Below are 22082 nucleotides of genomic sequence, written 5' to 3'. Positions count from 1 at the left end.
CTTTTCTCGCGGTTCTTTCCCGCTGGTGGAAGAAAAAAGCCCGCACCCCGGGAGGGTACGGGCCGGGAATGTCCTCTCTATTCGTATTCCTTCAGCATGGCGGCGTACTCCTCTTCCATGCCCTTCCTTACGTGGTAGCAGTGCTCGTCTCCGGGGAACTTGCCCGTCCGCACGTCCTCCGCGTATTCCTTGAAAGCGTTGGTGATAATCTCCGCCACGTTGGCATAGACCTTCACGAATTTCGGCGTGAAGGCCTGGAACATGCCGATCATGTCGCCGCAGATCAGGAGCTGCCCGTCGCAGGGGGCACCGGCGCCGATGGAATACACGGGAATGGTCAGCTTTTTCGCCAGGAACTGGGTGAGCTCAGGCGGTACGGCCTCCACGAGCAGGGCATAGGCTCCTGCCCGCTCCACCGCAAGGGCGTCCTCGATGACGTACCGGGCCGATGCGGGATCGAGCCCCTGGGCCTTGAATCCTCCAAGGGGACCCGAGCTCTGGGGGGTGAGGCCGATGTGGCCGCACACCAGCATCCCCGCGTCGGCCATGGCCTTGATACGGGACTCCACCCGGACGCCGCCCTCAAGCTTGATGGCGTCCATGTCCGCCTCCTTGAAGAATCGTACGGCGTTCTCCACCGCCTGCTGGTCGGAAACCTGGTAGGACCCGAAGGGCATGTCGCCCATGACGAAGGTGTTCGGCGCTCCCCGGCGCACCGCCTTGCAGTGGCTGATGCAGTCCTCCATGGTCACGGGGATGGTCCCCGAGTAGCCCAGGGTGATCATGCCGAGAGAGTCGCCCACGAGGATCATGTCCATCCCCGCCGCCTCGGCGAAGCTCGCCATGGGGAAGTCGTAGGCCGTGACCCACGTGACCTGTTCTCCATTCTTCTTCATGTTCACAAAATCGAGGCGCCCTTTCTTCTTTGCCATCGCTCATTCTCCTTTCCCCGTCGAGGGGTGTGAATTTAGAAGTCCCGGACGGCGTTCACCGTTTCCAGGAACACATCCGTACTGACATTGCAGCCCGTGATGACCACCGCTGTTTTTGCGCCGGGAAGAACGATTCCGGAGAGCAGGGCTCCCGGGCCTGTAGCAGCCGCCCCCTCCACAGCTATTTTATGCTTTCTGAGCAGAAAGGCCATACCCCGGGCAATCTCTTTTTCAGGTACGAGAGCGATACCGTCCACCAAGCGCCGCACGAGGGGGAAGGTATAGCGGTTTTCGAGGCCGATCCCGCCGAGCAAACTGTCCGCCAGAGTGTCCGATTCCTCGAGGGCCACGGGTTTTCCGGCCTTGAGACTCTCGTACATTACCGCTCCCTTCTCCATGGAGACTCCCGTGACCTTGGCCCCCGGAATGTTTGCCTTCACGGCGAGGGCGATGCCGGAGATGAGTCCGCCTCCCGACGTGGGGACCACCACGGAATCCACGCAGGGAAGATCCTCGAGAATTTCCAGGCCGATGGTCCCCTGTCCTGCGATGATAAAGGGGTCGTCGAAGGGGGCCACGACAGCCATTCCTTCTCTCCCGGCCAGTTCCCGGCAGTATGTTTCCGCTTCGTCCTGGCTCGTGCCGGCTATGCGGACGTCCGCTCCCCACCGGCGGATCGCTTCGAGCTTTGCCTCCGGAACCCTGTCGGAGACGAAGACGGAAGCTTTTATTCCCAGCCTGCGGGCCATGCAGGCAACCGCCTGGGCATGGTTTCCCGTGGAGTAGGTGGTCACCCCCCGCTTTCTTTCATCTTCAGAGAGGCTCAGTATCCTGTTTGCAGCCCCGCGGATCTTGAAGGCGCCTATCTCCTGGAGGTTCTCCAGCTTCAGGTAGATTTCCGCGCCGAGAAGTTCCGAGAGGTGCTGTGAAAAGACGAGGGGGGTCCGGAGAATATAGGGAGCGATTCGCTTCCGGGCCTCCCAGACGTGCCGGGCTTCCGGCAGACCGTCATGGCCTTCCCCGGGAATTTCCATTACCGGTCCGACCTTTCGGGGAGAAGGGCGATCACGTCGATCTCCACGAGAGATCCGCCCGGGATGACGCTCTGGACGGTGGTCCTCACCGGGTAGGGAACGGTGAAGAATTCCCTGTAAACTTCGTTGTACCCGTCGAAGTCCCTCACATCGGCGAGGTGGACCGTCACCTTCACCACGTCGTCCAGAGAGCACCCGGCGGCCTCGAGGATGCCCCGGATGTTCTCCATGACCTGCCGGGTCTGGACCTTCACGTCACCCTCGACCAGTTCACTGCTTCCCGGCTTTTCAGCCGTCTGGCCGCTCACGAAGACGAAGCCGCCGGCCACCAGCCCCGGGGTGTAGGCCCCGGCAGGAACGGGTGAGGATGCAGGGTGAACGGGGTGTTTTTTCATGGCGCTCATTTCCTCCTTTCGCAGAACCGAAGTCCCCCGCTCACGCCCCCAGGAAAGCGAGGGCGGAGCGAATCATGATCTCTACAGCCGCTGGAAGGGCCTCTTCGTCGATGTCGAATTTCGGGTGGTGCTGGGGGTAGTCGGCCCCCTTCTCCCTGTTCCCCGTTCCCACGAAGAAGAAAACAGAGGGAACCTCCCGGGCGAACTCGGCGAAATCCTCCCCGGCGGTGCAGGTATAGGGGACCAGGTTTTCATCTCCCACCACAGCCGAAGCGACGTTCCTCACCAGGGCTGCCATTCCCGGGTCGTTCACCAGGCAGGGATTGCTTGGAATCCACTCCAGGGAATAGTCCACCCCAGACGCGGCGCATATTCCCGCAAGTACCCGCTCGAACCGCTGAAGAGGGCGCTCCGGGCTGTCGGGCCCCCCGGAATAGAGATAGCGTACCGTTCCCGCCAGGGAGACCTCTTCCGGAATGATATTGGATGCCTGTCCCCCGGCGTGGACCGACCCGAACATGACGAGGGTAGGGGAAAAGACGTCGATCTCTCTCGTCTGGATCATCTGGGCTGCGGAGATGAAGTTCGCCGCGGCCAGGACGGGATCGATTGCCTTGTGGGGGGCTCCCGTGTGCCCCCCCTTACCCCTGATGACGGCCCGGAACTCGTCCATCGCAGCCATGACTGGACCTGCCTGGACCGAGATCCTTCCCGACGGGATGCCGCTCCAGACGTGGAGAGCCATTGCGCCGTCCACCGGGGGATCGGTGAGAAGCCGCCCCTCGTCGATCATCCTCCGTGCCCCGGCGATCTCCTCGTTGGGCTGGAAAACAAGCCGGATGGTCCCGGAAAAGCGGTCCTTCATGGAGCAGAGAATCTTCGCCGCCGTCAGAAGGATCGCCATGTGGGCGTCGTGGCCGCAGGCGTGCATCATTCCCCTGTTCCGGGAGGCGAAGGGCAGCCCGGTCTGTTCCTCCAGGGGCAGGGCGTCCATGTCGGCCCGAAGAAGAAGGGTTTTTCCTCCGCCGGTTCCCCTGATCAGGGCCGTTACGCCCGTCTCGGCCACTCCTTCCCGGACCTCCAGACCAAGGTCCCGGAGGAAGGCGGCGATTCTTCCCGCCGTCCACCGCTCTCCGAATCCGGGCTCCGGCCGGGCGTGGAATTCCCTTCGCAGGGCGAGGAGTTCCCCGGTGAGCTCCCTGGTTTCAGGGCTCAGATTCGCCATGGGAATCCCTCAGCGGGTGAGGATCTTTCTCGGGAAGGAGCAGAAGGGCTCGCATCCCGTTTCGGTGACAAGGAAGGGTTCGCTGTTTTCGAAACCGAAGTCGTCCTCCCAGATCCCCGGCATGAGGTGAATGGTCATCCCGGGCTTGAGCACCGTCTTGTCCCCGGGGCGGAGGCTCAGGGTGTGCTCTCCCCAGTCGGGAACGTAATTTGCGCCGATGGAATACCCCAGCCGGGACGGCTTTACCACCCCGGATCCCTCAATGGCCTTCCGCCATCGGGCTTCCACCTCCTCGGCGGTGACTCCCGGGCGGATGAAGGCCAGGGTCTCCTCCACGCCCTTCAGCACCGTGTCGGCCACCTTCCGGAGCTTTTCCGGCGGCGTGCCGATGTAGACCGTCCGGGAGAGGGGGCAGTGGTACCTGAACCGAACCCCGCAGAGCTCGAGAAGAACCAGGTCCCCGGGGGCGTACCTCCGTTCGGGGTCCCACCCGAGATGGGCGCAGGTGGTCCGTTCGTTGGATGGCATGATGGGGAAGATGGCGGGATGGTCGCCCGTAAACTCCTCTGTTCCCGTAATGCAGGCGTGGTAGACGTTGGCGGCAGCGGAGCTTTCCCGGGCGCCGACCTTGATGGAGTCCACGGCGGTCTCCATGACGTGTTCGCACACCTTCGCCGCCTGCTTCATGTACCTGATCTCCGCCGGCGACTTGATGACCCGGACCCAGTTGACCAGCGAGGTGGCGTCGATGATTTCCATGGAGGGGAGCTCCTCCGAGAGAGTCCGGAGGCACTTGCCGGTGAACCAGTAGTTGTCCGTCTCCACACCCAGGTTCTTTCTCTCCCAGCCGTGCTCCCGGATAATGTCGGCCACGAAGCTCATGGGGTGTTTGAAGACGTTCTGCACGTAATCGTCGGTGTAGGGGCGGATGCTGTCCGGGCTGAGCCACGTGGTCAGCTTCGCCCCGTTGGCGTCCATACCCCGGCCCCACCAGAGAGGCTCGTCCCGGTCCAGGGCTACCACAAGCCCTTGGTGTACGTAGAATGACCAGCCGTCGTACCCGGTGAGATAGTTCATGTTCGCCGGGTCGCTCACCACGAGAACTTCTATTTTATTCCGGAGCATGCTCTCCTTCGTTTTTTTCAGCCGTTCGTGAAACTCGGAGATTTCGAAGTACATAATGTCGCCTCCTGAACTGAAATCAGCACCAGCCGCACAGAAGCAAAGCGGCCCGTTTTTTCACCAAAGGACGTTGAACCTCGGGCCGGCCGCAGCTCTTTCCGTTCGCTGCGGGGAGAGATTCTTCTCCCCGCAGCGGAAAACCGGTTATTTCGCTATTTTCTTTTCCGCTTCTTCGAGCTCTTTCAACAGGGTTTCGAGAACGTCCTTCCCGTAGGGCTCCGCCATCTTCACGTAGGTGTCCCGCACGGGGAGGGAGAGCTTCTTGAAGGCTTCCCGCTCCTCGGGAGTGGGCACGATAACCTGGAGGGATGGCTTGATTTTCAGCATTTTCTGGAGCCGCTCATCATTCATCTTTTCCTGCATGTCGAAGATGAAATCGATGGTCTCCCGGGCCGTCTCCTCGATGATCTTCTTCTGCTCCGCCGGAAGGGTCTCGAACCACTTCAGGCTCACCACGAAGGTAGCCACGAAAGGCATCTCCCTGATGTCGATGAAGTAATCCTGCTGCTCGTAGAACTTCATCTCCTCGTGGGCGAAGTAGGGCTGGATGTTGCCGTCCACCATCTTCAGCTGCAGGGCGGAGTAGAGGTCGGGATAGGGTACCTGGACCGCATTGGCGCCGTAGGACTTGTAGATCTCGGCCAGGAGCGGGTCGCCCATGATGCGCATCCTGAAATTTTTGAAGTCGTCGGGCGTCCTCAGAGGTTTGTTGGCCGTCCACACCTGCCACCCCTCCGGGAAAACACCCAGGAGCTTCAGGTTGTTCTTTTCGTACTCCTTGTCCAGGAGGCTGTAGATGGCCACGCTGTTCTTCATGACCTCCTTGTTTACCTCCATCCTGTCGGACCAGATGAAGGGAAGGGAGAAGACCCGGACCACGGGAATGAAGGTTCCCAGGTGTCCTGGGGACGCCATGGTGAAATGAAGGACGCCGTTCATGGTCTGTTCCGTCAGGTCTTCGCTGTCGCCGAGGACTCCCACGGGATAAATTTCGATATCTGTATCCGGAATCCGCTCCATGATCTTCTTCTTGAAAAACTGGGCGAACTCATCCTGCACGCTCCCGGTGATTTCCTCGATGGCGAATTTCCATTCCTGCTTTGCCGCCACGGCCGGAGAAACCGACCCGAAGACGAAGAAACACACGAGTACAGCTGCCGCCGCTTTCAAAAACCTTTTCATTTCTTCCAGCACCTCCTTCAGATTGGGAACACTCCTTGTTTTCCGATGCCTGTACTTGCTGTTTTCCCCTGGTTTTTCCGGCGGATTCCCCCCTTTCGGCTGTGCATCCCCACGTACGCAGAAAACGCTACCTGAAAGCAAGGTCCCTCAGGAAAAGGGAAAGGGACGGGCAAAAGATGACGACGAGGGTGGCGAGAATATACAGGGCGAGGAAAGGCGCGATCCGCCGCACCACGTCAGCGTAGGGGCGTCTGAAGACGGCCATGGCGGTGAAGATGTTGCACCCGAAGGGCGGAGTGACCGCCCCGATGGCCGCTTGCATGGTCACCAGGACCCCGATGAGGATAGGGTCGATGCCGAGCTTCATGGCGATGGGGTGGAAAATGGGGGCGAGGATCATGATCACCACGATGGAATCCACGAACATGCACCCGATGAAGTAGGACGCGGCGATGATCAGAAGGAGCCTGGCCATGGACGGGCTTTCCCCCAGCAGGGGAGGCAGGATCATCTCGGGAATCCTGGCGTAGCCGATGAGCCAGGAAAAAGCGGCTCCCGCCGCCACGAGGATGAAGACCACAGCCGTGACGACGCCCGTGGAGAGGGCTATGCGGTACATGTCCTTCCAGCTGATGTGGCGGTATACGAGAACTTCCACTGCCACGGCGTAGAGGACGGCCACTGCCGCCGCCTCGGTGGGGCTGAACTTCCCCGAGTAGATGCCCCCGAGGATGATGAGGGGAAAACCGATGGGAATGATGGCCTTTTTGAGGGCCCTCATCCGGTCGGCGAAGGGGACCTTCGGCGTGCGGACGATGTCCATTTTCCGGGCGGCGAAGCTACAGTACAGGGAAAAGAGAATGAAAACCAGCAGCCCGGGCCCTATCCCGGCGATGAACAGCTCGCCCACGGAGCTGCCGGTGACCACGCCGTAGATGATCATGGAGATGCTCGGCGGGATGAGCAGGGCGATGCCGGCGGCGTTGATGATGAGGGCGATGGAGAAGGAATCGTCGTACCCGTCCCGAAGAAGGTACGGGCGCATGGTGCCGCCGATGGCCACCACCGTAGCCTGGGTGGACCCGGAGACCGCTCCGAAGAAGGTGCATGCTGCCGTGGTGGTCACGGCAAGGCCGCCCCGGGTGTGGCCGAAGAAAGCCATGACGAAGTCGATGAGCCGTTTGGCCACCTGGCCGGTGGAGATCACGTCGGCGGCGAAGATGAACATAGGCACCGCCACGAGGGACAGGGGACGGATCCCCACCAGCATCTGCTGCACCAGGTTCATGGGGTCGAACATGGGGAAGTACACCGTCGCCACGATCACCGGCGTGAGGGCCAGGGGGACGATCATGGGAAAACCCAGGATGAGGAAGAAGCACATGATTCCGATCATCAGAAGCAGCATGTCAGTTTTCTCCCTCCTTTTTCGCGGCTATCTCTCCCGGGTCGAGCAGTTCATCCTTCACGTAGTAGGAAACCCAGACGTCGCTGGTCCCGAGGTTGCGGAAAAAAGTGAGAAAGTACTGGACCCCTGTGAGGGCGAACCCTACCGGGACCACCGACCAGACATAGTAAAGGGGAATCTGGAGGATGGGGCTGACCCTGTGGAGCGTCCCCACCCGGCGGACGTAGCGGAAGGACAGCCAGGCGAGGTAGAGCATGATGCAGGCTGTAACCAGCGAGACAAAGAGGGCAAGCAGCTTCCTGGGCTTCCCTCTGAGAAAGTCGTTCAGGATGGACATGCGGATGTGAAGACCCTTCCTGGCGGCATAACTCGTACCCAGGAAGGTCACCATGATCACCAGAAACTGGCTGATCTCCTCGGAGGCGTTGATGCTGGAATAGAAAAAGTTCCTGGAAATCACGTTGGCGATGAGGATCACCGCCATGAACAGGATACCGTACACGACGATCTTTTCCTCGATCCAGCTAAGAACGCTGTCTATCTTTTCAAGATTTCTCAATAGCGGAACCTCCCTCCCGGCGAACGGACAGGCCCCGGGGGCCGGAGTGTAAGAGCCTCGGAACGGTGCGTCCCGGGCTCTCAATAAGATAAATCAGTCGACTGCGGGAAGCCTAAGGTCTGCGGGACCCCGGGCGGAAAGCTTCAGCTCGGGTGCGCGGCGCTCCATGATTTCCCGGAGGGTGGAGGCTATCTTCACCTTGGCCCGGATGAACTCGTCGTGCCACCCGTCGGTGACCCAGGGTTTGTAGATGTCGCTTTCCGATGTTCCCGGCTCGATCTTGAAATACACCGGCGAGGCCACCCGGACGATCTCCGGGGCTTCGTAGGCCCTGAACATGCCGCCGAAGGAGTCCACGATGATCATGTAGACGTCCAGAGGCATGTTCACCGCCGTGCGGATGCTGGAGAGGATGGGAAGGGACACGTCGGATATGGGGTTCATGGTGTCGGCCCCCAGCTCCTCCAGGAGCTTCGCCCCGGCGGGGCTGCACTGGCCGCCGAAGACGGACCACTTGAAGATGGTCTCCTTCGGGAGGAACCCTTCGGCCCTCATCCGGTTGACCAGTTTCAGCGCCCCTTCGTCGTAGACGAGAAAGCCCCGGATCCCCGCCTCCACATTCCGCATCATGTCCTCCACCCAGTAGGCCATGCTGTCGGACCCTCGGTGCCTCGGTCCCTGGACCCCGCCTTCCGGGTACCCCATCTCCTTGGAGCCCACGTCCCAGGCCTTGCGGTGGCCCACCACCATGATCAGTTCGATCTGTTCGTCATGGGCCAGCTTCGCCATGTTCTTCAGTTCTTCGAAGTCGCAGTAGGTAGAGCCGCTCACCGTGCAGATGGCCCTGTGAATGGGAATCTTGCGCTTCTTCGCCTCGTCCACCATGGCGACCATGTTGGAATACCGTTCAACCCCGGCGATCTCGATGCGGTAGTTCGCCCCGTCGGGGAAACTCTTCTTCGAGGTGGGCAGATCCCACCCATCCCTGCCGGGGATTCCCGTTTTCTCCATGAAGGCCTGTATCTCCTTCAGGTGCTTTGCCTTGAACATATCGTTCAACCTCCTTCTCGATTTTTTTGTCGCTGTTTTTTTGTCGACACTTTATGCCGCCGGATATACGCTTTTCCGGAAATAGAAAAAGTTCAGATCACCGTTTCACTGCCGTAGAGCGAGAGAATGTGTCTGCGAAGGTAGTTTCTGGCCGCGTCCAGGTCCTTCTCCCGGAGCGCGTTCAAAATATCGTAGTGCATCGTGGCCGATTTCTCCATGTCCCGTTCGAGGATCATGTCCTGCATCATGGCCAGCCGCAACCGGTAGTAGTTGTCCGAGAGCACCTTGCAGAACCAGCGCCGGCCGGACTTTTTCCAGATGTAGCCGTGAAATTCGAGGTCCTTCGTGGTGAAGGCGGTTGACTTGGCGAGCTCGCTCTCCTCAGTCGAGCGGGACACCTGCACCATCTCGTCGATGATAGATTCAAGGATGGAGAAGTCGCGTGCGTCGAGCATGTTTCCGTTCACGACCGTCTCGAAGATGTAGGCCTCGCACATGCAGCGGAGTTCGAGAATCTCGATCATGTCCTTGTGGTCGAAGGCCGCCACGTACGTCCCCTTGCGGGGGATGATCTCCACGATGCCCTGAGTCTCAAGGTCTTTCAGGGCTTCCCTGACGGTGGCCCTGCTCACGTCGAGCTTTTCGGCGATGTCCGTCTCCAGGATGTGGTCTCCGTCCCTGAATGTATCCATGTAGAGGATGTGCCGCCTGATATAGTCGGCAACCCGTTCGCTCAGGGTGTCCTTTTCGAAAGCAACGTAGTCCATTTTGATCTCTCCGTTTCTTTCGAGGGAGAATTTTTCTTTATACTCTCTCTGTGTTTTTATTGTCGACAATCTAATGATACCTTTTCCCCTTTTCTATGTCAAGGAAAATAAGCCCCTCACCGCAGACCGCGCGCCTCTTTCAGGTTCTACGCAGTGCCTAGAAGAGGCCGGTGATGCGGCCTTTTTCGTCGATGTCTATCGACAACGCCGCAGGCTTCTTCGGCAGGCCCGGCATCGTCATGATCGATCCCGTTACCGGCACAAGAAATCCCGCTCCCGCGGACAGCCTCACTTCGCGCACCGTCACCGAGAATCCCGACGGTCGCCCCAGCAGCGCGGGGTTGTCCGAAAGCGAGTACTGCGTCTTCGCCATGCATATCAGCAACTCGTCCTTCCCAAGCTCGTGGATCTGTGCTAGGTCCTTCTCCGCCTGGTCGGTGTACGTCACTCCGGACGCCCCGTAGATATTCTTCGCGATGCGCTCTATCTTCTCCTTCGGGCTCATTCCGACTTCGTACTGGTAGACGAACTCAGACTTCTTCCCGCACGCTTCCATCACCTTGTCCGCGAGCTCGAGGCCGCCCTCGCCGCCCTTTTCCCACACTTCCGACAGGGCCACCGACGCGCCGAGCGCGTTGCACTTCTTCTCTATGAGAGCGAGCTCTTCCTCGCTGTCGGCGGGAAAACGGTTGATCGCGACGACTGCCGGAAGACCGAACGACGCGATGTTCTCGATGTGCTTCTCGAGGTTCGACATTCCCTTCTCCAGCGCGACAAGGTCTTTCTCGCCGAGTTCGCTCTTCTTCTTCCCGCCGTGCATCTTCAGCGCCCGCACTGTGGCGACGATGACGACCGCCGAGGGCTTCAGCCCGCCCAGCCGGCACTTGATGTCCAGAAACTTCTCTGCCCCGAGGTCCGCTCCGAATCCGGCTTCGGTGACGAAGTAGTCCGAGAGCTTCAAGCCCAGCCGCGTGGCCTGGATGGAGTTGCATCCGTGCGCTATGTTCGCGAACGGCCCTCCGTGGATGAACGCGGGCACTCCTTCGAGCGTCTGCACAAGGTTCGGCTTCACCGCGTCCTTCAACAGCACCGCCGCCGATCCCGACGCCCCGATCTCCCCCACTGTGACGGCCTTGCCGTCGTACGTGTAGCCGACGACGATCTTTGCGATACGCGTCTTCAGGTCCATGAGGTCGGTCGACAGGCACAATATGGCCATGATCTCCGATGCCACGGTGATGTCGAACCCGCTTTCGCGCGGTACGCCGTTTGCCCTGCCTCCAAGACCGACGATGACGCTCCGAAGCGCTCGTTCGTTGAGGTCCATCACCCGTCTCCAGACGACTCTCCGCGGATCGAGATTCAGCTCGTTGCCCTGCTGGATGTGGTTGTCCACCATCGCCGATATCAGGTTGTGCGCCGTGGTGATCGCATGAAGGTCGCCCGTGAAGTGGAGGTTGATGTCCTCCATGGGGATGACCTGGCTGTAGCCGCCTCCGGCCGCCCCTCCCTTGATACCGAAGCTGGGGCCCAAGGACGGTTCGCGGATGGCGAGGCTCGTCTTCTTCCCCCGCTTCGCCAGTGCCTGGGCCAGTCCCACGGTGGTGGTGGTCTTCCCCTCGCCCGCGGGCGTCGGCGTTATCGCCGTCACCAATATCAGCTTCCCGTCAGGGTTCCCCTTCACTCGCTCCCATACTTCCGGCGATACCTTCGCTTTGTATCTCCCATACTGCTCAAGCTCCGCCTCTCCTATTCCAAGCTTCTCAGCTATCTCCGCTATCGACCTCAGTTTCGCTCCCTGCGCTATCTCTATGTCGCTCGGCACATGCATTCCTTCTCATTCCTCCTAAAAAACATCAGCACCAGCCGCGAAGCAGCATGGCCGAACGTATTTTCCCGATAGCGTTGATCCAGGCTCCGAGCCTCATGGAGACGCCCTTTTCAACCGCTTTCTCCCGGGCCTCACGGTATGCGGCCAGAATACGGCTGTTCAGACGCTGCTCCACCTCTTCAAGACTCCACCAGTTGCTGCTCAGCCCCTGGGTTCTCTCGAAGTCGCACACTATGGCGCCGCCGCTGTTCGCCACCACATCGGGGATGACGACGATGCCTCTCGAAGAGAGGAGCGTATCCGCACCCGGAGTGGTGGGGCCGTTCGCCGCCTCGACCACTATACTCGCGGAGATCCGCCCTGCGTTCTCCTCGGTGATGACGTCCTGCACGGCCGCGGGAATGAGAATATCGCACTCCGTTTCGAGAATGCTGCCGGCATCCGCAGGCTCTCCTCCGGAGAATCCCGCAACCGAGCCTGTTTCGGCCGTATGGGCGACAAGCGCGGGGATATCCAGCCCCCCGCTGTTCTTCACCGCCCCGCCGATATCGGAGACGGCGACGATCGCGTACCCCAGCTCGAAAAGCTTGCACGCCGCGACGGACCCCACTTGGCCGAAACCCTGTATCGCGACGCGAAGGCCCTCGGACTCCAGTCCTTGTTCTTTGGCGGCCTCCGCAGCGCAGCGCGCCACCCCCCACCCCGTAGCCTCATAGCCGCCGCGGGAGCCCCCCAGTTCGAAGGGTTTATCGTTGATCGCCGCCAGGGAATGGTTCCCTGTGATCTGCTCGTACTCGTCGAGCATCCACGCCATAGCCTGCGTACCCGTGCCGATATCCGCGCCGGGAACGTCGGCGAACGCCCCTTTCGGTTCGAGCCTTCTGATGAATCCGCGGATAAGGCGCTCGTACTCTCCTTCGCTCATGGCGGAAGGATCGGCCTTGATGCCGCCCTTTCCTCCCCCCGCCGGGATGCCTGCCACCGCGTGCTTGACGCTCATAAAGAGCGACAGGGCCTTTATCTCCTCGGGCGTCAACCGAGGGTGAACACGCGTGCCGTCCTTGGTCGGGCCGGTGGCATCCTGGTGGCGCGAACGATAGGCCGTGAAGAGCTTCTTCGATCCATCGTCCATACGGACGGGAATGGTGAACTCGGTGAACCGCATGGGGGTGGAGAGCCGCTCCAGAATCTCCGGTTCGAGATCCATGGCTTCAGCGGCTTTGGCGAGATTGAACAGCGCTTCTTCCCAGACGTTTTTCATATTCTCCTCCTTATGATTAGAACAATTGTTTCTGACGGGCGCCGGACGATGTCGCAGCGGTTACTTTGCTCCTGCGTTCTCTTTATCTTTGAGATAGTACATTCCGGGCGTATGGAAGAACTCCCTGGTCGCCGCAACAATCTCCTTGTGGAGCAGCAGAATGGCGAGCATATTGGGAAACAGAATGAGCGCAAGCGTCAGATCAAGGAACTGCCACAAAAAGGTGGCGGCTCCCATGGCGCCCACAGGTATAAGCAAAATACAGATCCAGCGGTAGACAAGAGCTGTCTTTTCTCCAAACAAAAATTCAGCCTGCTTTTCGCCGTACCAGATCAAAACGATAAGCGTGGAAAAAACGAAAAGAATAAGACAAATCGTGATCAGGATACCGCCGGCGGTGCCGAACATCTCCGTGAAGGCCAATGTAGTCAGACCGCCTCCGACAGACGTGGCGTCCGCGCTCTGCCACACTCCGGTGGAGAGAATAACAAAAGCCGTGCAGGTACAAATGACGATGGTATCTATAAAGATTTCAACAACACCCCACAACCCCTGACGAACAGGGTGATCGGTCACTGCGGCGGCATGCGCTATGGGAGCGGTTCCCAGACCGGCCTCGTTGGAGTACAGCCCCCTGGCCACACCCCAGCGAACAGCCAGAGCGATACTGGAACCGGCGAATCCCCCGATGGCGGACATCGGCGCGAAGGCGTATTCAAAGATCATCGCGAGCATGTCGGGAATCCGGGCATAATTGAGAACCACTATTATCAGCGAAGCGAAAATATAGATCGTGGCCATGAACGGAACCAACTTTTCCGTGAACTTTCCGAGGCGTTTCACGCCGCCGATGACAACGATTCCCGAAAGGAGCATGACGACGATGCCCGAAACAAGCGGCGGAATATTCATGGATGCTTGCGCCGAACCGGCCAGAGCGTTGGCCTGGGTCATCGAACTGATGGCGACCTCCAGCATCAGACTGAGTGCGAAGATGCCAGCCAGCCATTTCATGTTCAGTCCCTTGCTCATATAGTGAGCCGGACCGCCTACATACTCGCCGAGAGCGTTCTTCGTGCGGTATTTTATGGCAAGAATAACTTCACTGTATTTTAACGACATTCCCAGCAGGGCGATCATCCACATCCAGAAGATAGCGCCGGGTCCGCCGAACACAATGGCGACCGGCACGCCGACGATATTACCAGCGCCGACGGTACAGGCAACAGCCGAAGTTAATGCCTGAAAGGCGGAAAGAGTCCCCTCTCCCTCATCTGATTTTTTTTTGCTGAACATTTTCCCGAGAGTAGCACTCAGAATATAGAAAAAATACCGGAACTGAAAAAAACCGAGTCGAAAGGTCATGAAGACGCCGCCGACAGCGAGCAGAATCAGAATGGGAGGACCCCAAAGCCACCCGGAAATACTGATAATCGCATCGAGCACATGTTGCATAACGCCACACCCTTTCTTTGCCGGATTTTTCGGGACGTGAAACCGAGGACGCCTCAAAAGCCGAAAACCGCTACTCAGAATGCTCGAACGAATACTGCTTCCTTTTTTCCTCTGCGAACCCTTCCTCTTGCCCCCCGGTTCGCTCTGAAATGCTTCTACGAATTACAGATCGCCTCATTCAGATACTCCAGCGCCAACCGCACATGCATCTCCACGCCAAGGGGAAGCGAATCCTCGTCGATATCGAACCGGGGATGATGATGAGCAATATTCGTTCCCTTGCTTTCGTTACCAGTGCCGATAAAATAAAAAACACCGGGAATTCTACTGGAAAATTCGGCAAAATCATCGCCAAGCATGACGCTGAGATCGCGAGTCCGCACGTTCCCACTTCCCACGACCTTCTCCGCAACGTTCATCGCGAGTTCGGACATCTCTTCATTGTTATTCAGTAGGGTGTTGCCACAGCGAAACGCCACGTCGCAGGTACATCTGTAGAGACGGCAGACGCCTTCGACCAGCTCCGAAAACCTCCGGCGAACCTCTTCGTCGCCGTCGTGAAGACAACGGATAGATCCTTCCATCTCCAACGTTTCCGGAACGACGATCGCCTTGACACCGGCGTGGAGGGTACACACAGAGATCACGGTAGGACGTAGGGAATCAAACTCCAGCGTGTGCAACGTCTTTATGGCCTCCAGCACATGGGATGCCGCGTCGATAGGGTTAACGGCAGCGTGCGGAGCTCCTCCGTGCCCTCCTTTGCCGCAAATCGTCAATTTGAAGTAGTAGCTCGACGCCATAAGCGGGCCGGAACTTACTCCGATCACTCCGGTCGGCAGAAGAGACCACAAATGCGCTCCGCAGACCGCATCCGGGCGGGGATTTTCCAACGCCCCATCCTCGATCATCCGCTCGGCTCCCGCCTCCTCCTCGTTGGGCTGGAAGAGAAAGACGATTGCTCCAGGAAACTCTTCGCGATGTCCAGCAAGAATACGTGCGGCAACCATCAGCATGGCAGTGTGCCCGTCGTGTCCGCATGCGTGCATCACACCGGGTTCGAGCGAACGGAACGGCAGACCCGTCGCTTCTTCTATGGGAAGAGCGTCCATATCGCACCGTAGAAGGATTGTCTTTCCCGGACCACTACCCCGCAACACACCGACAACTCCGGTTCCGGCACATCGGCGTACTTCGAGCCCCAAGTCCCCGAGGTGTTCCTCGACGATGCGGGAGGTACGGAATTCGCGAAAACCCAGCTCCGGATGGGCGTGAAAATCCCGTCGCAGACGGAGAAGCTCCTCATGGGATTTTCGGATTTCGTCCTTTATATCCATCGTTCGTTTTTTCCACGATTCATTATTCATTCTCCCTTTTATTTCACAAAAAGCTTACGCTCGAAGTTCAGGAAGAGCTCGCATCCGTTTTCGGTGACGACGAGCGGCTCGCTGCACTCGAAGCCGAACTCCTTCAGCCAGATACCCGGCATGAAGTGGATGCACATCCCGGGCTGGAGGATGGTAGTGTCCGCAGGACGCAGGCTCAGGGTCTGCTCTCCCCAGTCGGGCGGGTAGTTCAGACCGAAGGAGTAGCCCACCCTCGAGGGCTTGTTCACTCCCGTTCCGGCGATGGATTCTCTCCATTTCGCCTCCACCTCTTCGGCGGTGACGCCGGGACGGATGAAGGCCACCGTTTCGTTCAGTCCCCCGATGACGGCGTCGGCTATTTTCTGCAGTTCGGGGCGAGGTTCGCCAAGGAACAGGGTGCGGGAAATGGGGCAGTGATAGTGGTGACGTGCTCCCGCCAGCTCAAGGAGAACGATGTCCCCTTTTTCGTACCTTCGGTCGGTGCACCAGGTGAGATGGGCCGAAGATGTCCGTTCGGCGGAAGGCATGATGGGGCAGAGAGATGTGTAGTCTCCGCCGAATTCCGGTGTTCCGCTGATCTGGGCCTTGTAGATCTCTCCGGCGGCGTCGTTCTCCCTCACCCCGGGGGCGATGGTCTCCAGGGCTGTGTTCATCACCTTTTCCGCTATCCTGGCCGCATGGCGGATATGGTCGATCTCCGCTTCCGACTTGATCCTCCGCACTAGGTTCACCACCAGGGTGCCGTCTTTTACTACCGCGCCGGGGAGGTTTCTCTCGAGGACCCGGAACCCCTCGGCCGTGAAGTAGTACCCTTCCATTTCCACGCCGATGTGACGCCTGTCCCAGCCCCGTTCCTTCAGGATGCCCGAAACGAAGTCCATGGGGTGGCGGAGCTTCGACATGACGTAGTTGTCAGGGTAGCCCAGGATGTCCTCCTCACGGAGGGAGGTGAGGAGCCGGGCGGCGTTGCTGTCCTGCTCGCGGCCGAACCAGAGAGGCTCGTCGTGGTCAAGGGCGACGATGAGCCCCTGGTGGACGTAAAAAGACCACCCGTCGAAACCGGTGAGATAGTTCATGTTCGCCGGGTGGGACACGATAAGAACTTCCACGCCATGTTCGTGCATCCGCTCCTTGGTCTTCCGGAGGCGTTCCCCGTATTCCTGAGCCGAAAAAACAGCCATGGTGTTACCGTCCTTTCCGAATGAATTTTTATGTCGCGTGTCGACAAAAAAACTATACTCTCCGGTCTTTTTTCTGTCAATAAGCGGAATAGAACAATTTTTCTGATTCTATTTTTGCTTATTCTCTCTTACGGTGATAGAGAGGCTTGTTCATGTCAAAAGACGGGAAAAATCCTCAATCCACACCCCAGCGGGGAGCGTCACCCATGCGCGCTTGGGCGGGAGGTGCAGATTGTCGTTCGTGACAGCTGCCCATGCGAGTCCCGCGGCTCCCTTCGTTTGCCGGTTGCCTGCTTGTGAAACCGACATCCATGTCGGTTCCTCGCCCCCGGGGAGGGAGAATTCACCTTATGCCCGGCGGACACCTCCTCTGCCTGAAAAAACCTGCGGATCTAGGACTGTCTCCTAACATTGTGATAAAATAGTCTCCACACACGAGTAAACCCAAATCCACAGGCAGCGGGGAGCGTCACCCATGCGCGCTTGGGCGGGAGGTGCAGATTGTCGTTCGTGACAGCTGCCCATGCGAGTCCCGCGGCTCCCTTCGTTTGCCGGTTGCCTGCTTGTGAAGCCGACATCCATGTCGGTTCCTCGCCCCCGGGGCCGCCCCAAGGGGGGTATCTCTTCGCCCCCGGGGAGGCGAATTCACCTTATGCCCGGCGACACTCCCTCTGCCTGAAAAATTAGCGGATTTAGGGTAAATGTTTCTTACTCTACCGCAGAGAACGAAAAGCAAGTTCTTAAGGTGGAGTATGGTTGATAATCTGATAATAAGGAGGAAAATCACAATGAGTTGTGAAAGATTAAAAGGTCGTATAGCCCTTATCACAGGGGGCGGTCGCGGGATCGGCAAGGCTATGGCGAAGCGCCTTTATCAGGAAAAGGCCAATATTGTAATCTGCGGTACTACGGAGGACGTCTTAAAGCAAGCGGCCGAAGAGATTGCAACGGAAGATCGCGAGGTATTGCCGATTGTGTGCGATGTTTCGGACGCCAATCAGATAAAAGCGATGGTGGGTAAAGCGCGTGAGCGCTTCGGCAAGGTTGACATCCTTGTTAACAATGCGGCCGTCATGCTGCGCCATATAGGATTTGAGCGGGCTGTGCGGCCGTTTTATGAATTGGACGAAGCCGATTGGGACAGAGTCATGGCTGTAAACGTCAAAGGGATGTGGATGTGCTCACGTGAGGTCTTCCCGGACATGCGTTCGCAAAATTGGGGCCGCATCATAAATATGGCCTCTGACACGGTTTATATGGGACGTGGCAACGGTCTTCAATACATCACTTCCAAAGCAGCAGTCGTCGGCCTCACACGGGCGCTTGCCTTCGAAGCGGGGAAATTTGGCAACATTACAGTGAATGCAATCTGTCCCGGGTTGACGCAAAGCGAAACGGTTCAGGAGCATGACTTTAAGCAGATGAGTGAGGAATTGGCAAAAAATTCTGCCATCCAAAGGCTTGAATACCCTGAGGATTTAGTGGGAACGGCGGCTTGGCTTGCCTCCGATGACGCTGCCTTTGTAACGGGGCAAGCGATAAGCGTCTCCGGGGGCTTGAGCCTGCATTAAACGAGCAAGGGATCTGGGGGCAGGCCTACACTTTTGACTGAATCTAAATGGATAGATCCTGTCGCATAGCCGGTCGAGCATATCCATGGGGAGATGAAGGCATATGAAGATATTGTGCATATCGGGAAGCCCGAGGGGTGAAAATAGCGACACATTTAGACTCGCTAAAGAGACAGTTGCGGGGATCACTACCGCGGAGCCAGGTGTTTCCGTAGAATACATACACCTCGGGAGACTAAGGATCGAATTCTGCACGGGATGCAGCGCCTGTCACAGGAAACTCCTCTTTTGCCCGCTGAAAGACGACATTGCGCCGGTGCTGCGCTCTATGAGGGAGGCGGAGGCGATCATCTTTGCGTCGCCTGTCTACATAAACCACGTGACGGCACAACTCAAGGCGCTCCTGGACCGCTCAAGTCCGTTCATCCATTGTCAAATGTTAACCGGTAAATATGGAGCGGCTCTTGCCGCTTCCGGAGGCGGTCCTCATGCTATGGTCTTGGACTACTTAAAGGAATATCTCGTAAGTTGTGGCGTCCAATATGTGGGCGGCGTCTCCGGCCCGATGTCTCGCTTCAATGCAATGAAGGAGGAAGCAAAGACCTTAGGGGTCGACCTCGCCAAAGCAGTAAAGGAAAATATAGCATATCCCAACCAGCTGTCCACGATAGAAAAGCAGCGGGAATTCTTCAAGGGCGTAATCTCTTCCAGGAAAGAAGAATGGAAGGACGAATATGAATATTGGAAAGAAAAGGGATGGATTTGAGAGCCCGATCATCTTAAAATATGATTATTTTATCAAGGGAGGGAAAGGGTTATGAAGAAAAAGATTGTGATTCTCGCAGTGTTGTCGGCCGCATATCTTATCGCCTCAAGCGTTGCTTATGCGACAACCGATGGGAGTGACAAAGCCATGAGAACAGAAGTCTTCGAATACCGTGACGGGAATGTGGTCTGCGAAGGGTATATCGTATATGACGAGACAATAAAGGAAAAGCGCCCAGGGGTGCTCGTGGTGCACGAGTGGACGGGGCTTGGCGAGTACGAGAAAAGGCGTGCCAAAGAGATCGCTGAGATGGGATACGTGGCCCTGGCAGCTGATATATACGGCAAAGGCGTAAGGGCACATACTGCAGAAGAGGCTTCAAGCCTCGCTACCAAATTCCGCTCCGATACCGCAATGCTGCGTTCTCGCGCTAACGCAGCATTGGAGGCTCTGAAGAGCCATCCGCTCGTAGATCCCAAGAGGGTGGCGGCCATAGGCTACTGCTTCGGAGGCGGAACGGTCTTAGAGCTCGCCAGGAGCGGTGCAGAACTGGCCGGTGTTGTGAGCTTCCACGGAAATCTGGACACGCCAAACCCTGAAGACGCCAAAAACATAAATTGCAAAGTGCTCGTTCTCCACGGAGCGGACGATTCTCTCGTCCCACAGGAGCACGTTTTGGCATTCCAGGATGAGATGCGAGGCAGCGGCGTCGACTGGCAGATGATTTTTTACGGCGGAGCAGTCCACAGCTTCACCAATCCAGCTTCCGGCAACGACCCGTCGAAGGGAGTAGCGTATAACGAGCGGGCAGACCGCAGATCTTGGGGGGCGATGAAGTCCTTCTTCGCCGAGCTCTTCGAGATCCGATAAGAGCGGAGGAAAATATGAACATAATAGATACCATGAAATCGCGCTTTACCTGCCGTGCTTTTACCTCTGAACCAATAGACAATGAGACAATTCTTTCGATTGTTGAGGCTGCGCGGTGGGCTCCTTCCTGGGGCAACACCCAGCCCTGGGAGATATTCGTGGCCAATGGCGAGTCAACTGACAGACTGCGGAAGGCCTATTCTGAGAGATTATCCAATGGTGTGCCCGTAAACCCTGATATCACCAGGCCGCTTCCGAAGGACTGGCCCCCGGCACTGAAAGAAAGAAGTGAGAAATTAATGCATGATCTCGCAGAGTTCCTGGGACTTGACCGCAATGGCCGGAATGTTATGCGCGATCTCATGGTTCGGAACTTCCTTTTTTTCGATGCCCCTGCCGTGATCTTCCTTTGCATGGACCGTTCCCTGACACCCTGGTCCTTGTTCGATCTGGGTGCCGTATCGCAAAGCATTATGCTTATAGCATGCGAATACGGGCTGGGTACAGCGGTGGCGGTCCAGTTCGCATCGTATCCTGATTTGGTCCGCCAGGAACTTGGTATTCCAGAGAACCTGTCTGTGTGCATCGGCATAGCAATCGGCAAGATTGATACGACCAGTCCACAAAACGCATTCAGAGCTACCCGCAGGGCAGTTAATGAGGTTGTGAGGATCAAGGGGTAGGTTGGAGAGATCTATTGGGAAATATGAATCATAGCTGTTTAGGGATAATCGGGAGGAGGAGTATATATGAAATCGAAGGTCTATCAGATAACTGCACAATCCAAGTCTTTCACCTATGACTCGGGGCTGATGGGTAAATTCGAAAACTTCCTGGGGCGGTTCGATCTCGGAAAATACATCCCTGAAGATGAGCTTGTTCCATTGAAGATGCACCTCGGCAATAATGGTGCCTTCAAAACCATCCGCCCCCAGTTTGTCAAGAAGGTGGTCGATGCAGTAAAAAAGGTACCTGCCAAACCCTTTGTCACTGATTCGGTGAGGGTTCCCGGCTATGAATATCTGGAGATTGCCAAAGATGCCGGATATACGCACCTGACACTCGGCGCGCCCGTGATCATGGCAGACGGGATCTTCGGGAACGATTCCATCAAGGTGGATGCCGGAGAGATTTTAGGTGAGACGGCCATCGCTTCTGCCATTCACGATGCCAAAGCAATGGTCGTGCTGACCCATGTAAAAGGGCATATCCAGGCTGTGCTGGGAGGGGCCATCAAAAACATATCCATGGGCGGTATATCTGCAGCCCCGCGGGACGGCGACTGGCACCAGGGAAGGGGAAAGATGCATTTTCTCATGGGGGAGACCATGCAATGGGATGAGACAAAATGCACCTTATGTTTCAATTGCATGAATATATGCCCTATCGGAGCAATTACCTTCCCGGACAATGTCTACACTGTCGACAAAGACAAGTGCTGGCGCTGCGGGAGATGCGCACGGGTATGCCCGATGGAGGCCATCGACGTCCCGGTATCGCATGAGCTCTTCATGAAAGCCGTTGCAGAAGGGGCGAGTGCGGTTCTGAAAACATTTGAGCCGGGAAGGGTTGTGTACGTAAATTTCCTTCTTGAGATGCAGCCTGAGTGTGACTGCATGCCCCTTGCCGATCCGCCCGTAGCCCAGGATCAGGGAATATTGATCTCCGATGACCCTGTTGCCATCGATACGGCGACCCTGGACATATTGAGCAAAGTAAGTCCCCTGCCTGACTCAAGGGCTTCAGACCTTGTTCCCAAGGACGGGTGGGATATCTTCAGCCTTCTCCACAAAAAAGATGCCAGGCTGCAGATTGCGGAAGCTGAAAAGCTTGGCCTCGGCAATTCGGAATACGAGTTGGAGGTTGTTGGGTAGCCAGAATAAAACTGTGTCCATGGATAATCTCTGAAATCAGAAATCTGGGGACAGACAGCATACTGGTTTTTGAGATTAAAAACTTGACGATATCGTAAAAAGTAAAAAATTGCCGTTTCTCCTAAATCCGCTAATTTTTCAGGCAGAGGGAGCGTCGCCGGACATAAGGTGA

20 protein-coding genes are annotated in these 22082 nt (G+C 57.5%); 5 read left to right on the top strand and 15 right to left on the bottom strand.

Going from position 1 to position 22082, the window contains the following annotated elements; all coding sequences use genetic code 11:
• Positions 1–77 precede the first annotated feature (77 nt).
• The 15 genes from panB to JMJ95_RS03075 all read right to left on the bottom strand — a co-directional run bounded on the left by panB (position 78) and on the right by JMJ95_RS03075 (position 16829).
• On the bottom strand, positions 78–932 hold the full coding sequence (panB, locus tag JMJ95_RS03145; RefSeq protein ID WP_290682548.1) for a 3-methyl-2-oxobutanoate hydroxymethyltransferase: 855 nt from the start codon (positions 930–932) through the stop codon (positions 78–80).
• Between the two features lie 35 nt (positions 933–967).
• The gene (locus JMJ95_RS03140; RefSeq protein WP_290682545.1) at positions 968–1966 is read right to left on the bottom strand and encodes a threonine/serine dehydratase; all 999 of its coding nucleotides are present in this window, start codon (positions 1964–1966) and stop codon (positions 968–970) included.
• Positions 1966–2370 (bottom strand): RidA family protein, encoded by a 405-nt coding sequence (locus JMJ95_RS03135; RefSeq protein WP_290682542.1) that lies wholly within the window; start codon positions 2368–2370, stop codon positions 1966–1968. The genes JMJ95_RS03140 and JMJ95_RS03135 overlap by 1 nt, the downstream gene beginning before the upstream one ends.
• A gap of 31 nt (positions 2371–2401) precedes the next feature.
• Positions 2402–3586: a M20 family metallopeptidase gene (locus JMJ95_RS03130; protein WP_290682539.1), complete on the bottom strand. Its 1185-nt coding sequence runs from the start codon at positions 3584–3586 to the stop codon at positions 2402–2404.
• Positions 3587–3595: 9 nt separating this feature from the next.
• On the bottom strand, positions 3596–4765 hold the full coding sequence (locus JMJ95_RS03125; RefSeq protein ID WP_290682537.1) for a M24 family metallopeptidase: 1170 nt from the start codon (positions 4763–4765) through the stop codon (positions 3596–3598).
• 147 nt (positions 4766–4912) lie between these two features.
• Positions 4913–5950, bottom strand: a complete 1038-nt coding sequence (gene dctP, locus JMJ95_RS03120; protein ID WP_290682534.1) for a TRAP transporter substrate-binding protein DctP — start codon at positions 5948–5950, stop codon at positions 4913–4915.
• A gap of 127 nt (positions 5951–6077) precedes the next feature.
• Positions 6078–7358, bottom strand: coding sequence for a TRAP transporter large permease (locus tag JMJ95_RS03115; RefSeq protein ID WP_290682531.1), 1281 nt, complete (start codon positions 7356–7358; stop codon positions 6078–6080).
• A gap of 1 nt (position 7359) precedes the next feature.
• Positions 7360–7917, bottom strand: coding sequence for a TRAP transporter small permease (locus JMJ95_RS03110; protein WP_290682528.1), 558 nt, complete (start codon positions 7915–7917; stop codon positions 7360–7362).
• Between the two features lie 93 nt (positions 7918–8010).
• On the bottom strand, positions 8011–8967 hold the full coding sequence (locus tag JMJ95_RS03105) for a hypothetical protein (protein ID WP_290682525.1): 957 nt from the start codon (positions 8965–8967) through the stop codon (positions 8011–8013).
• A 92-nt stretch (positions 8968–9059) separates the two neighbouring features.
• Entirely contained in the window at positions 9060–9734 is a 675-nt protein-coding gene (locus JMJ95_RS03100) for a GntR family transcriptional regulator (protein ID WP_290682522.1), read from the bottom strand.
• A 157-nt stretch (positions 9735–9891) separates the two neighbouring features.
• Entirely contained in the window at positions 9892–11559 is a 1668-nt protein-coding gene (locus tag JMJ95_RS03095) for a formate--tetrahydrofolate ligase (protein ID WP_367153742.1), read from the bottom strand.
• 31 nt (positions 11560–11590) lie between these two features.
• Entirely contained in the window at positions 11591–12826 is a 1236-nt protein-coding gene (locus tag JMJ95_RS03090) for a Glu/Leu/Phe/Val dehydrogenase (RefSeq protein WP_290682516.1), read from the bottom strand.
• 60 nt (positions 12827–12886) lie between these two features.
• A complete protein-coding gene (locus JMJ95_RS03085) occupies positions 12887–14281 on the bottom strand; it encodes a sodium:alanine symporter family protein (RefSeq protein WP_290682513.1) in 1395 nt (464 codons plus the stop codon).
• A 155-nt stretch (positions 14282–14436) separates the two neighbouring features.
• The gene (locus JMJ95_RS03080) at positions 14437–15648 is read right to left on the bottom strand and encodes a M20 family metallopeptidase (protein WP_290682510.1); all 1212 of its coding nucleotides are present in this window, start codon (positions 15646–15648) and stop codon (positions 14437–14439) included.
• A gap of 8 nt (positions 15649–15656) precedes the next feature.
• Positions 15657–16829: a M24 family metallopeptidase gene (locus JMJ95_RS03075; protein ID WP_290682507.1), complete on the bottom strand. Its 1173-nt coding sequence runs from the start codon at positions 16827–16829 to the stop codon at positions 15657–15659.
• Positions 16830–17617: 788 nt separating this feature from the next.
• Here JMJ95_RS03075 and JMJ95_RS03070 point away from each other — a divergent pair.
• From JMJ95_RS03070 to JMJ95_RS03050, 5 genes are all read left to right on the top strand, one after another.
• Positions 17618–18400, top strand: coding sequence for an SDR family NAD(P)-dependent oxidoreductase (locus JMJ95_RS03070; RefSeq protein ID WP_290682504.1), 783 nt, complete (start codon positions 17618–17620; stop codon positions 18398–18400).
• A gap of 103 nt (positions 18401–18503) precedes the next feature.
• Positions 18504–19166 carry a flavodoxin family protein gene (locus tag JMJ95_RS03065; RefSeq protein WP_290682501.1) on the top strand — a complete coding sequence of 221 codons (663 nt, stop codon included), beginning with the start codon at positions 18504–18506 and terminating at the stop codon, positions 19164–19166.
• A gap of 51 nt (positions 19167–19217) precedes the next feature.
• Complete coding sequence (locus JMJ95_RS03060; protein ID WP_290682498.1) at positions 19218–20036, top strand: dienelactone hydrolase family protein; 819 nt, start codon at positions 19218–19220, stop codon at positions 20034–20036.
• A gap of 14 nt (positions 20037–20050) precedes the next feature.
• Entirely contained in the window at positions 20051–20719 is a 669-nt protein-coding gene (locus tag JMJ95_RS03055; protein WP_290682495.1) for a nitroreductase, read from the top strand.
• A 66-nt stretch (positions 20720–20785) separates the two neighbouring features.
• A complete protein-coding gene (locus tag JMJ95_RS03050; protein ID WP_290682492.1) occupies positions 20786–21910 on the top strand; it encodes a DUF362 domain-containing protein in 1125 nt (374 codons plus the stop codon).
• Positions 21911–22082: the final 172 nt, after the last annotated feature.

The organism is Aminivibrio sp., assembly GCF_016756745.1.
Taxonomy (GTDB): Bacteria; Synergistota; Synergistia; order Synergistales; family Aminobacteriaceae; genus Aminivibrio.
The sequence above is the reverse complement of the archived record's forward strand: the minus strand, read 5'-3'. Positions and strand labels throughout refer to the sequence as shown.